Genomic DNA, 12,250 nt, shown 5'->3' on the forward strand with positions numbered 1-12,250 from the left:
TGGGGTTTCCGTCACACCACCTGTCCATTAATGGAGCTGCACCATGAATCAACCAGGCTCGCCAATGAGTGCTGATAACTCTTCGATCATGGCACAGATGATCCAGCGTTTACCGCTGTCAGATACGCATTTCCGCCGGATCAGTGAGCTGATTTATCAGCGGGCGGGAATTGTACTGGCGGACCATAAACGCGAAATGGTCTACAACCGCCTTGTCCGGCGGTTGCGGATCCTCGGGCTTAATGACTTCAGCAGTTACATGGCTTTGCTGGAGAGTGACAGCAACAGCCCGGAGTGGCAGGCGTTTATCAATGCACTGACCACCAACCTGACGGCATTTTTCCGCGAGGCGCATCACTTCCCGATTCTGGCGGAGCATGCCCGTTCGCGCCCAAATAATTACAGCGTCTGGAGTACGGCGGCATCGACCGGTGAAGAGCCGTATTCCATCGCCATGACGCTCAGCGAAGCACTGGGGCCGCGGATGGCAAACTGCCGCATTCAGGCCAGCGATATCGACACGCAGGTACTTGAGAAAGCGACGGCGGGCGTTTACCGGCTGGAAGAGCTGCGCACGCTCAGCCCGCAACAGTTGCAGAAATTCTTCCTCAAAGGCACCGGCCCGCACAGTGGCCTGGTGCGTGTACGTCCCGAACTGGCGCAGATGGTGGCCTTCCAGCAACTGAATCTGCTGGCAAGCCAATGGCAGCTGAACGGTCCGTTTGATGCAATTTTCTGCCGCAATGTGATGATTTATTTCGATAAAGAAACACAGGAGAAAATTTTACGCCGATTTGTTCCGTTACTTAAACCGGGTGGCCTGATGTTCGCCGGACACTCCGAAAACTTCAGCCAAATCAGCCGGGAATTTTATTTGCGCGGCCAGACCGTCTACGGCCTCGCCAAGGAGAGGTAATGAATAAAATCAGAGTGTTGAGCGTCGATGACTCGGCGTTAATGCGTCAGCTGATGACGGAAATCATCAACAGCCATCCGGATATGGAAATGGTGGCGACCGCGCCGGATCCTCTGGTGGCGCGCGACCTCATCAAGAAATTTAATCCGGATGTTCTGACGCTGGATGTCGAAATGCCGCGCATGGACGGTCTGGATTTTCTGGAAAAACTGATGCGTCTGCGGCCGATGCCGGTGGTGATGGTGTCGTCGCTGACCGGTAAAGGCTCAGAAATTACGCTGCGCGCACTGGAACTGGGGGCGATCGATTTCGTCACCAAACCGCAGCTCGGTATCCGCGAAGGGATGCTGGCCTACAGCGAAATGATTGCCGATAAGATTCGTACGGCGTCAAAAGCGCGTCTCAACAAAAACGTCAACGTTGAGCAGCCACGCATTCTCAGCCATACGCCGCTTCTGAGCAGTGAAAAGCTGATTGCCATCGGGTCGTCGACCGGCGGCACCGAAGCGATTCGTCACGTGTTGCAACCACTGCCGCCGACCTGTCCGGCGCTGATGATTACGCAACATATGCCACCGGGTTTTACCCGCTCTTTTGCCGAACGTCTGAACAAACTGTGTCAGATCACTGTGAAAGAGGCCGAGGACGGCGAGCGCGTTCTGCCGGGTCATGCGTATATCGCACCGGGCGACAGACATATGGAACTGGCGCGCAGTGGCGCCAACTATCAGGTTAAGTTGAACGACGGGCCCGCGGTGAACCGCCATCGTCCGTCGGTCGACGTGTTATTCCGTTCGGTGGCGCAGTATGCCGGACGCAATGCCGTTGGGGTGATCCTGACGGGAATGGGCAATGACGGGGCCGCCGGCATGCTGGAGATGCACCGCGCAGGGGCGTATACCCTTGCACAAAACGAAGCCAGCTGTGTGGTATTCGGTATGCCTCGTGAGGCGATCGCGACCGGTGGCGTAAACGAAGTGGTGGATCTCAGTCAAATCAGTCAGCGGATGCTGGCACAAATATCAGCCGGTCAGGCATTACGTATTTAATTTTTCAGCCTCGCGGCTTAGCACCAAACCTTAGGAGTAGATAAAACATGGCCGATCCAAATCTGAGATTTCTGGTAGTTGACGATTTCTCTACCATGCGTCGTATCGTGCGCAACCTGCTGAAAGAGCTGGGCTTCAACAACGTTGAAGAAGCAGAAGATGGTGTCGATGCACTGAACAAACTGCGTGCCGGTGGTTTCGACTTCGTGGTATCCGACTGGAACATGCCAAACATGGACGGTCTGGATCTGCTGAAAACCATCCGCGCTGATGGCGCATTAGCCAAGCTGCCGGTGCTGATGGTGACGGCAGAAGCGAAGAAAGAAAACATTGTGGCAGCCGCACAGGCCGGTGCCAGTGGTTATGTTGTGAAACCTTTCACTGCGGCCACGTTGGAAGAAAAACTGGGCAAAATCTTCGAAAAACTGGGCATGTAGGAGCTGATTTATGGCAGAGATACCAATGCCTGCAAATGATGCGGCAACCGCGGGCGAGATTATTGCCCGCATTGGGCAACTGACCCGTATGTTGCGTGACAGCATGCGTGAACTTGGCCTGGATCAGGCCATTGCTCAGGCGGCTGAAGCCATTCCTGACGCGCGCGACCGTCTCGATTACGTCGTCACTATGACCGCTCAGGCCGCAGAACGCGCCCTGAACAGCGTTGAAGCCGCACAGCCACGCCAGAACAAACTTGAGTCTGGCGCGAAAAAGCTGGATAAGCGCTGGGATGAATGGTTCGAAAACCCGATTGAGTTATCGGACGCGCGCGAACTGGTCACGGATACCCGCAGCTACCTGAAAGAAGTCCCTGAGCACACCAGCTTTACCAATGCTCAGCTGATGGAAATCATGATGGCGCAGGACTTCCAGGATCTCACCGGTCAGGTGATCAAGCGCATGATGATTGTGGTTCAGGAAATTGAAAATCAGCTGCTGATGGTGCTGATGGAAAACATTCCTGAGCAGCAGGTTAAAGCCAAGCGTGAAAACGACAGTCTGCTTAACGGCCCGCAACTCGACGCCAACGGCGTCGGTGTTGTCGCTTCGCAAGAACAGGTCGACGACCTGCTGGATTCGTTAGGTTTCTGATGTGTTGGTTTGAATACCTGCCCGGTTATCGTTCTTTATCGCCGGGCAGGTATAGCTCATTTATATCGCAAAATAACGAATATTTTTAATACCCTCGTCAAATTAGATCGTCCATATCTGACCAGGCCTGGTCTGCAGAGGCTTTTGACAGAGCAAAACCAAGCCCAAAAGTGACGAGAATGACAAGGACCGCACCCGTAATCATAAGATAAATCGAAAGATCCCCGGTGTTTTCTAGTACTAAAAATGTCAACATCATCAGCGAAAATACCATGGCGGGAAATGCATAATGTATGGGTGTTAAAACCTCGCTGTGTTCAGGTTCTGCCGGAAGTTTGGGTATTTCTGAAGACAAAATAGCGAGTGCAGGTCGGTTTTTTTCTGAGGTGGCAACCAGTTGTGAACCCTGGCCGTACATCACAGCATCAGAAGCAAAAGCAAGCGCAAGCCACTGATAGCTGGCTGAATACTCTCCGAGTGATGTTTCTAACGATAACCTGTCCTGACCTGTTTTAGATTCGCTTAGCGCGTTCATCAGAGGATATTTTTCGCTCTTCGATAAACCGGTATGCCATAGCGTTTTTGCAGGTTTTGCTTGTTCAGCAGCGAGAAAAACAGGAACTGATTTTGTTAATTCCATTTCACTCATTAATGGCTGGAAAAGGTAAACGGGTTCAGGTTTTTCATGCGCAATATAGTTTTCGCAAATAAAAAACGCACTGGCGTTTTCCATATACCGGCTATCATCTCCATGGAGATCTGCAATGATAATGAGATGTAAGGGGTGATATGTAATTCCGGATTGATAGATTATGTCGGTAAGAAGTTTATATGCAGGACATTCGGCCAGGGACGTTATGTTTTCCTCACGGCAGGAAATATTCATCCTCGCAAGAACTTCGATAAGCTCTGATTTCGCTGATTCATTTTCTCCTCTCATCCAGCAGGTTATATTGAGGTCCGGATGTTGCCTTAATTTAACAGAAATAGGTTTCAGCAGTTTTTCGAGTAACTGCTGTGTTCGGGACATAACAAATTCATCATCCATCTCTAGTTTGTGCGGGATTTTCTGTCCAAGTGGAAACTCACCTTCAAGTTTCAACATCTTCAAAGCAATATCATCAACCGGAGCAACAGTAGACCAAGCCGCGATGGTCAGATATTCCCTTGCATATTTTTTAATGTGATACAGTTTCCTGTCAGCAATGTTTTTCCTGACATCCAGATAAAAGGAATTTGCACTGGTAAACATAGCGATAAAACTTAAAATTATTGAGATGATTACTATGGGGATGATAATTCCGTAATAGAGAAACGTACTATCAACGTGTTTTCCCTCCGGCCAGCTAAATGTTCTGATAGCCAGCGAAATACTGCATGCGATAGTGTATAAAAATAATATCAGGCCCCAGTGTGGTTTTATTCCTTGCGGCTCCTTTTGAGGTGGATAGAGTCTCCATTCCATTATGCAACACCTGCAATGGGTAATGTTGAGATGATTTTACATCCACAGGCGGATTTACATCCATTCACAACAACACCGCGCCCGTCCATCGTCCAGGTTTCGTGGCATTCGGTTATCGGAAATACCCCTTTATGCTCAGGGCAAATAACCGTGTCACCTTTAAGCGCTACAGCAATCCCCATGAATTCAGAGCCTGATGCCTGATTGACATGTCCGCCTGAAATCAGCGGATCATTTAAGCGAATTACACCTTGCATAAAATTCCTTTTATAAATAATTGCGTCTGGCAGTCAGCATGTTTTCAAAGTGTCTTTTATAATCACAAAACTTATCTGCCCGCATCCATATCACAGCGCATATGGTCCCAGCCCTGATAGTTTTTGACCTCAGGAACCTTATCGGGCAAATCCTGCCAGTTAGTTTTGAATTGCTGTGTAGATTCAGATAGCCCTGATTTGGTCATATAAACTAACCCCCATGGCCAACCAGAATTACTGGGCTCAAGTGTTTCCATCGTCCCATCTTCAAGTTTGTACGGTATTCCCGGGCCATTTGGGGATACCCGTGGGTCATCAAAAGGCTTTGACGACATATACAGGCTGTTCTTGGTGAGCAAAAATCCCTGATCGTTGACGACGGTGAAAGAAATTACAACATCGTATGGCGCATAGTCATCACCGTTTGGCTCATTATGGGCTGGCGAAAATCTAACGCTGTTCCATGTCTGTCCGTGGTCTTTTGAAACGATAAATCCTCCGGCTCCCCAACCCGTAATAGCAATATATTTTTCCGAAGGATGCACAAATTTACGGGTGAAAATCCGATAAAACTGGCTGACAGGTTCTGTATGGATATTTTTTTTCGTGTCTGTGTACCAAAGCTCGCCTTCGCAATCCCAGCCTTTGAGTTCCAGATAGCGGTGGTCATCAAAGCGATAGACCACCTGCGTCGGTGGCTGTTTAGCCTGACATTCTATAACCGCAAGCATCAGCAGCCAGCCAGTGATGATTCTAAGATTCTTCATAATCCAATCCCTGTTATTTAACGAATCGCGTGTGCGCGTTATCCCTTATCTGCCCGCATCCATATCACAGCGCATATGGTCCCAGCCCTGATAGTTTTTGACCTCAGGAACCTTATCGGGCAAATCCTGATAATTGGTATGATATTGAGCCGTGTCTTCAGCAAGACCTCGTTTAGTGATGTAATCCAGACCCCAGGCAGGACCGGGAAACTCGGGTTTAATGTGGTGATGGTCACCGTTTATCTGATAGTCAATTCCCGGGCCTCCAGTTGCGAGACGTGGGTCATCAAAAGGCTTTGACGACATATACAGGCTGTTCTTGGTGAGCAAAAATCCCTGATCGTTGACGACGGTGAAAGAAATTACATCATCGTATTCAGGTGCATTGTCACCGTTAGGTTCATTCGGCCCGGGAGACATCCTTGCTCCACCTCTTTCCCAGGTCTGCCCGTAGTCTTTAGAGACAGAGAAACCTCCCGTTATTTGTCCCCACCAGGGGATAGCAATATAATGCTCAGAAGGATGAACATACTGACGCGTAAATATGCGATAAAACTGACTGGCAATGATCGAATGTATTTGACGCTGCGTGTCTGTGTACCAAAGCTCGCCCTCGCAATCCCAGCCTTTGAGTTCCAGATAGCGGTGATCATCAAATCGATAAACCACCTGCACAGGCGGCTCTTGGGCGTAAACCATTGTCGTTAAAAGCGTAAGAAAAAAACTAACCAAAAATAGTAGTCCTTTCATTATTGAGTCACTCCAGTTCTTTATTGTTAAGGGCGCGAGGCATTGCCCATTGAGTTACAGTGGCAGTTTGCTTATTTCCGCCTAACAAAATATCCAACTCCCCCATATTGAGTGGTCTTTCACTTTTCCCGTAATCATTAATCACTCCGAACTCACCATTTGGCAGCACTTCATCAGGCTTGCTCATATACTGTTTTGTATCCAGCTGAGCTAATATTCCAGTGTTGTAATATTTTTTAGCTTCTGCATACCCATTTTGCGAGTCTCGCCAATCAGCCCGATGCAGTAATGCTTCCCAAAACTTTCCTGACTGATAATCGAATGACTTACATTGACCAATCGCCAGGTCAAAGGCCATTGCATGGGATGGCGCATGTTTGCTCGCAACAATAGAGGAATGTTGGCTATATCCAACAGGGTCCGTTTTCTCCCATTCCTTTTCTAATTCTTCACGTGTTTTGAGCCAGGTCAGTTGTATGCCTCTGTCTGATACCGTTCCGGTAATTACGCCGTAGATGATTTGTTTTTTGCGATCAATACTTTCTATGGCCAGCTGGCTATCGTTCAGAACTGAGCCCGGCCGGAGTTCCGGGTAACTGTATTTATCAAGGGAATAGACGGCCTTATCTGTTCTGCTGATGGCATTGGCTTTAGCCGAATAGGAAATCACTTTATCCGGGCTGTCTTCATCAATATCTGTCTCATAAGGGGTATCACACGTTGACGGATCGTTATCCGGGTGATTATCTTCGCCCATCAGTTTAAATATGAACGTTTCCGGAAGTTCTTCGCCATTAACGATGACATCACGGTAGGAGTAATAAGAATTCATTCCAAAGGTGGTCGTGAAGTCATCTTCCCCGGCCCAAGGTAATACAAATGGTTCATCGGTAGGTTTTTTCCCGACTACGCCATGCTGATAAAAAACTCTTTGAAAAAGATTAGGGATATTTTTGGCTATATCTTGAGGAACGCCTCTCCAGCCAAATCCTTTAACGTTTTGAAGTGAAACGGTGCCGTCCACCGGGCAAAAGTAATTGTATATTTTGCCGTTATTATTTCTGCTGTAGCGGGGATCGCTGTGCCACTTGTTCTTGCTGGCAGAAGGCAGTGTACATAAATCTTCAAGGTTCTTAATTTCACTTTCTGACAGTTGCCCTCCCTGATATTGCGTGGCCATTAGCTTGCAGAAATTACTGAACGTTTCCTGCCTTGCTTTGTCCGTCTGATGATGTCCTTCCTGCAAATCCTCATTAAAACGGCTTTCCAGTGAATAGGGAGAATGATTGAGGATGACACAATTTGCTGGAGCGGCACCGGCCTGTTTCACCAGCATATTTGCCAGCATGGTGATGATTGTCCCCTGACTGTGGGCGACAATATTAATCACATCACCTCCAGCAACTTTGTGACGTCTTATCGTCAAAATCAAATCTGCGAGTCTTTGCGCGGCAAAGAACTGATAGATACGGTGCGGGTTGTGATAGATCGGGTGGGTATAATTCCCGCCGTTCATATACAAGGTACCGAACCCGGCGGCGGCCACGACCAGGCCATTTGACCCCGGCCCCAGCATATCCGGGATATTGGTCGTGGCATTGGCAAACGTGCCGCCGCCTTTGGCAAAATTCACATCAAGGGCATTTTTAAAACTGTCATTCTGAAACTTAATGCCATTACTGCCGTCATTTCCGTTTTCCGCCATCTTTTTGGGGTCGTTTTCCTGATAGCTGTCATAAGGAATTTTTGCGCCATCTTTCAGGGTAGTGACTTCGTCACGGTAGCGTTTCTGGTCGGCTTTCCAGTCATCGCGGGTTACGGGTTTGTAACCCCAGTAAAAAGGGATGACCGGTGAACGTCCCGGGGCGGTGATTTTGGTCTGGGCATCTTCATTGTGCATTGCAATGAAGTCTTTCCACTCATGTGCATAAAGATCGCTGCGGTCGAGGCGTTTTCTCAATCCCTCAATAATGCCCGTTTCCTGATTCTGGTACGCTTCGCCCACATCATTGACGCCGTGGACCAAAATGACGATGCAGGGCATAGGGCGGGGAACTGAGACTTTGCAGGTTTGAGCCACTTCGCCCAGTGACTGATGAACCCCCATCTCGTTTTTCGCCACGATTTTTGGCTGGTAAGGACTGGCTTTAGTATCAGTCATGGATAAGCTCCATCTTAAATGTTTCAATATCGTCACTGTCGAGCAGTGAGGATTGTCCTTTGGCGTCGGTGACACCTTCAATGACGTTACCGGTCGAACTGGTGAGTCGGAATTTTTGATTCGGCAATGTTTGTTCCGCATCGTCCTGCGCGTGAAGCTGGAAGCGACGTTTGAATGTTCCTTTCTCGAATGCAGGGACGGTTGTTTTCACACTTTCCGGGCCTTTGAAGGCCAGATTAGGTCCTTTCAGGTCGATAGCCGTGGGTGAGAAAATCTCAACTGAACCATCGGCGTTGATGCGTATACCGCCTCCGCCGCAGGAAAGTTGAATTCCCTGTTTCGCACTGGCATTCACTTTGCCGTCGGTGCTTATCAGGGTGAAATCCTTCTGAGAAAGGAAATGCATTTCACCGCGCTGAGCCTGCGCATCAATATTGCCTTCACCGGCAATCATCTGGATGCCGAGTTTTCGGGCAAAGAGCGAGAGCTTATCTCCCACGGCCAGTGAGAATTTTTTTAGCACGTTTACGCTTGCATTGCTTCCTGCCGTGGCAATCAGGTCTGCACCGGCTGAAAGCTGTAAGCTTTCCGGTGTGGCAAAAGCCTGCCCCTTTGCGGCATAGGCTAAAAGGCCGGGAGCCTGCAATTTATCCAATGCCTGCTTCAACTGTTCCTGAGGCTCAGACTCCGCGGCGCTGGCTCCGGCGGTCGTGGCGCATTGCTGAAGCGTTCGCGCAAGCGATAAAGCACTTTCGAGGGCAGCGACAGCAGCGGTCATATCGAGCTGCTGCCCCTGCGCTTTGGGCTGTGGCTCTGTTGTCAGCATGAGCCCTTTGGCTGCACGGACAGCGATCCAGTGATCGGTTCTGGCCTCAAGGCCTTCACCCCGCATTTTTCTTTCTGCATCCACCAGATGCCCGGCACTAACCTGACTTTTACCGTACTCCGTCGAAATCTTTATATGTTCCTGATTTCTTTTATCTTCAAGCCGTATTTTGTTCTGTGAAGGAGTGCGAATAATGTTGCGTGTGTCATTGCGCATATTCACAAGGTCAGGATGTGCGCCATCGTGCATGACATGGGATATAAAGGGTCTGTCTGGGTCGCCGCCTTCAAATGCAATGGCGACTTCAGTCGAATTTATTAAAGGGAAATGAAAACCATATGTGTCGCCCGCATAAGGCCTGCCCAGTCGGATCAATGCACTTTCATAACCTTTTTTCTTAGCCTCCAGATCAAAATCAAATTTTACGGTGTAGCGGCCGAACATGTCGGTGCTGGCATACGTGGCATTTTCTCCACGGATGGTCACCCGTCCGGGCACTGTCCCGGCAATCACCGGGCGGTGAAGACGCTCAGGCCGGTAACAATAACTTTCGCTGTACGGTATACCGCGTAATTTCGCCAAAAAATGTTCGCCGCGGCTGCCACTTATTTCTATCACGCAAACAACAAAACCGCCTTTGAACCCCTCAGGAACATCCCCCTGCGGATTGAAAAGGACGCCGGGGCTCATCTCCGGCGTATTCGTTACAGCACTTAATATGCTCTGATTATTCAGGTGATATTCGTGGCGCACCCTGGCATAAAAATTCGCTGTTTCACTACTTTTACCGTCTGAGCTTCCTTTTTCCAGAGGGTTATCCGCATAAATATAATCGCGACCTGTTGAAATCTTATCCGGCAGGTTGTGCACGTAGACAGATTTTTTAGCATCAGGCGAAAGGGCTTCACGATAGTTATAATTACGACTCTGAACGCCTTCCGGGATGACAGAATAGAACTCCTGAAGCTGAGTGATATATTCACCGTCACTCGCCATGCCCGAATCAGGGACGTACGAAAGCAACTTGTCGCTGAAAAGATAAGCACTTCCTGAATCGCCGAAAACAGTAACTGTTTCGGTTGTCACGTCTGGGTGGTTTTCGAATCTAAACCAGATACCGACTTCGGCAAGTAAACGCCGGATAAAAGTCAGATCGGTTTCTTGCCACTGGATCACCATTTCCCGCAGCGGGTAGGTGAGCGTCAGTTTTTCTAAATCGACCTGATACCCTTTAATTTCCTGGTGTTCCAGCAGGACCTTTTTTACCAGGTCAGGAACGGTAACATTCAGGTACACCGCAGATTTTCGGGTGCGGTCTAGTAACGCCATCTCGTGCTCGAGTACGCACTCATAGAGTGTTTCATCCGCCGATGAACTAATACGGGAGAATGATGTAATAACGCCATTTATCTGTTTGATTTGATGCCATTTCGGCTGACTTTCCCAGGAATTGTCAGAGCCAGGCGCACGCATAATGAAACTGGCGTAGCAATTGAGAATTTGATCAAGAGGGATATTCAGGCTGGGACTCGTAAATTTAATCACGTACCTGTAGGGATGACTTAAAGACTCAGTGGCAGTAAAAGAGAGTACATCGGATGTTATTGAATCGTGATGCTGAAACAATAATAGGTATCTATTAAGGGTGTCGTTAATTTGGATGTTAAAACCACTATTCTGATTGTCCATAATCACTCCTGAAATATAGTTTTAATGAATGTATTATTTAAGCTGTGCTGACAAATAAAAAATATAACTGAATTTGAAAAATACGTATGTTGAATGAGTCCGTATGTTATTAACGTTTTTTCAAATATGTTGTGAGCTGAGAACAAAAACACTGATAAAAGGCAGCATTCCCCATACCGTCTTGTTTCCTTTCCGGAAAGATATAAATGAATAAAAGAGATTTTGGGGGGGCAGTATATCATGCTCGCTATGATGAATTATCAAAAATACCTTAGACGTGCGATTTTTATCTGAGATGAAAAGGGCGAGTAACAAGTTCTTATAAGTGGTATCGCCGCAAATTTCTCCTCTTTGTCACCTCCATAATGTTGTGCCGTTTGTTCATACTGTCTCTGAGATAATGAAGTTGCAGCCACGTTTTCGAAGTCCGGTGCTTCCAATCGCTAACGCAAAGTCAGCGCATCAGGGCCTTCTCGTTCCTTAGAAAATGGATAAAAACACGCCTCTCTGTCCAGTAATTCTCCTCTTTTTATGAACCTGGATGCAGTGCTGCGTTCTTTTTGAAAGTTTTTTAAAAAAATTTCATGTCGGAGGATCCTGTACTCCTACGATTATCCGGGAAAAATCCTGGAAACAAATTAATCCAGATCAGTCTCCGGGGGAGGAGGAAATTATCCGTTATCTTTTGCTCTTAATATTTAATAAGAAATATCCTGCTTCTGCTGTGGGTCGATGGTAAATATTGGGCGGAAAGTTGCCTTTGGGGTGTATTGCCCAATTAAAAAACCGTCGCTACAATACGCCGCATTCGCCACTGAACTGACGGGAAATAATAATTCCATCAGGCGGTTGTGAATTATGGAAATATATAAATGTATTTTCTATGTCGGGCAAAAACTGTTTTTTATAAACATTATGTTTATAAAGTGAGTCACGCTCAATTAACTCTTAACAGGTACTTAAATAAGGATATCACATGAAAAAGATCAACATGACTGAAGCAAGCACAATCGTTGGCGGCACCACGACTTGCGTTAACAGCTTCGAACTGAACCTGGTGGGTAATGCCACAGTTTGTAACGCTGTTAAAACGTGTACTGACAAAAACGGCGTTGTGACTAAAACCTTTACTGCTGCTGCAATCATCAACTGCGGTAGCGTAGGCTGAGAGTAAATATTCTCTCTGTAAGTTGGAATAAATCCAGGTAGTCATATTTATTCTGACCGGGCGTTGTATTGCAGTAATACAACGCCCACCTGGCTCCTGTGAAATAATCA

General features: G+C 47.8%; 11 protein-coding genes. 5 read left to right on the plus strand and 6 right to left on the minus strand.

Translation table 11 applies throughout. The features are described from left to right. Positions 1 to 43: 43 nt before the first annotated feature. From cheR to cheZ, 4 genes are read left to right on the plus strand one after another with little or no spacing between them, the layout of a single operon-like run. On the plus strand, positions 44 to 916 hold the full coding sequence (cheR, locus tag GW579_RS01220) for a protein-glutamate O-methyltransferase CheR (protein ID WP_152325861.1): 873 nt from the start codon (positions 44 to 46) through the stop codon (positions 914 to 916). Then, the gene (locus GW579_RS01225) at positions 916 to 1,965 is read left to right on the plus strand and encodes a protein-glutamate methylesterase/protein-glutamine glutaminase (protein WP_152325862.1); all 1,050 of its coding nucleotides are present in this window, start codon (positions 916 to 918) and stop codon (positions 1,963 to 1,965) included. Before cheR ends, GW579_RS01225 begins: the two co-directional genes overlap by 1 nt. A gap of 47 nt (positions 1,966 to 2,012) precedes the next feature. After that, complete coding sequence (gene cheY, locus GW579_RS01230; protein ID WP_104922338.1) at positions 2,013 to 2,402, plus strand: chemotaxis response regulator CheY; 390 nt, start codon at positions 2,013 to 2,015, stop codon at positions 2,400 to 2,402. A gap of 10 nt (positions 2,403 to 2,412) precedes the next feature. Continuing rightward, entirely contained in the window at positions 2,413 to 3,057 is a 645-nt protein-coding gene (cheZ, locus tag GW579_RS01235; RefSeq protein WP_104922337.1) for a protein phosphatase CheZ, read from the plus strand. A gap of 97 nt (positions 3,058 to 3,154) precedes the next feature. Here cheZ and GW579_RS01240 read toward each other — a convergent pair whose 3' ends face one another. The 6 genes from GW579_RS01240 to GW579_RS01265 all read right to left on the minus strand — a co-directional run bounded on the left by GW579_RS01240 (position 3,155) and on the right by GW579_RS01265 (position 10,972). Then, positions 3,155 to 4,522: a hypothetical protein gene (locus GW579_RS01240; protein WP_165057065.1), complete on the minus strand. Its 1,368-nt coding sequence runs from the start codon at positions 4,520 to 4,522 to the stop codon at positions 3,155 to 3,157. Further along, positions 4,522 to 4,779 carry a PAAR domain-containing protein gene (locus GW579_RS01245; RefSeq protein WP_165057067.1) on the minus strand — a complete coding sequence of 86 codons (258 nt, stop codon included), beginning with the start codon at positions 4,777 to 4,779 and terminating at the stop codon, positions 4,522 to 4,524. Before GW579_RS01245 ends, GW579_RS01240 begins: the two co-directional genes overlap by 1 nt. 71 nt (positions 4,780 to 4,850) lie before the next feature. Then, a complete protein-coding gene (locus GW579_RS01250; protein WP_235937301.1) occupies positions 4,851 to 5,546 on the minus strand; it encodes a T6SS immunity protein Tli3 family protein in 696 nt (231 codons plus the stop codon). A 45-nt stretch (positions 5,547 to 5,591) separates the two neighbouring features. Then, a complete protein-coding gene (locus tag GW579_RS01255) occupies positions 5,592 to 6,296 on the minus strand; it encodes a T6SS immunity protein Tli3 family protein (protein WP_165057069.1) in 705 nt (234 codons plus the stop codon). A gap of 7 nt (positions 6,297 to 6,303) precedes the next feature. Continuing rightward, entirely contained in the window at positions 6,304 to 8,457 is a 2,154-nt protein-coding gene (locus tag GW579_RS01260) for a T6SS effector phospholipase Tle3 domain-containing protein (protein ID WP_165057070.1), read from the minus strand. Beyond that, the gene (locus tag GW579_RS01265; RefSeq protein ID WP_165057072.1) at positions 8,450 to 10,972 is read right to left on the minus strand and encodes a DUF2345 domain-containing protein; all 2,523 of its coding nucleotides are present in this window, start codon (positions 10,970 to 10,972) and stop codon (positions 8,450 to 8,452) included. The genes GW579_RS01260 and GW579_RS01265 overlap by 8 nt, the downstream gene beginning before the upstream one ends. A 976-nt stretch (positions 10,973 to 11,948) precedes the next feature. Here GW579_RS01265 and GW579_RS01270 point away from each other — a divergent pair. Then, entirely contained in the window at positions 11,949 to 12,140 is a 192-nt protein-coding gene (locus GW579_RS01270; protein ID WP_104922336.1) for a DUF4762 family protein, read from the plus strand. The last annotated feature ends 110 nt before the right edge of the window (positions 12,141 to 12,250 follow it).

Origin of the sequence: Rahnella contaminans (assembly GCF_011065485.1) — a bacterium.
GTDB lineage: Bacteria > Pseudomonadota > Gammaproteobacteria > Enterobacterales > Enterobacteriaceae > Rahnella > Rahnella contaminans.

Excerpts from the sequence above, each read along its gene's own strand:
- cheR (WP_152325861.1), top strand. The coding sequence starts at position 44 with ATGAATCAACCAGGCTCGCCAATGAGTGCTGATAACTCTTCGATCATG.
- GW579_RS01225 (WP_152325862.1), top strand. The coding sequence starts at position 916 with ATGAATAAAATCAGAGTGTTGAGCGTCGATGACTCGGCGTTAATGCGT.
- cheY (WP_104922338.1), top strand. The coding sequence starts at position 2,013 with ATGGCCGATCCAAATCTGAGATTTCTGGTAGTTGACGATTTCTCTACC.
- cheZ (WP_104922337.1), top strand. The coding sequence starts at position 2,413 with ATGGCAGAGATACCAATGCCTGCAAATGATGCGGCAACCGCGGGCGAG.
- GW579_RS01240 (WP_165057065.1), bottom strand. The coding sequence starts at position 4,522 with ATGGAATGGAGACTCTATCCACCTCAAAAGGAGCCGCAAGGAATAAAA.
- GW579_RS01245 (WP_165057067.1), bottom strand. The coding sequence starts at position 4,779 with ATGCAAGGTGTAATTCGCTTAAATGATCCGCTGATTTCAGGCGGACAT.
- GW579_RS01250 (WP_235937301.1), bottom strand. The coding sequence starts at position 5,546 with ATGAAGAATCTTAGAATCATCACTGGCTGGCTGCTGATGCTTGCGGTT.
- GW579_RS01255 (WP_165057069.1), bottom strand. The coding sequence starts at position 6,296 with ATGAAAGGACTACTATTTTTGGTTAGTTTTTTTCTTACGCTTTTAACG.
- GW579_RS01260 (WP_165057070.1), bottom strand. The coding sequence starts at position 8,457 with ATGACTGATACTAAAGCCAGTCCTTACCAGCCAAAAATCGTGGCGAAA.
- GW579_RS01265 (WP_165057072.1), bottom strand. The coding sequence starts at position 10,972 with ATGGACAATCAGAATAGTGGTTTTAACATCCAAATTAACGACACCCTT.
- GW579_RS01270 (WP_104922336.1), top strand. The coding sequence starts at position 11,949 with ATGAAAAAGATCAACATGACTGAAGCAAGCACAATCGTTGGCGGCACC.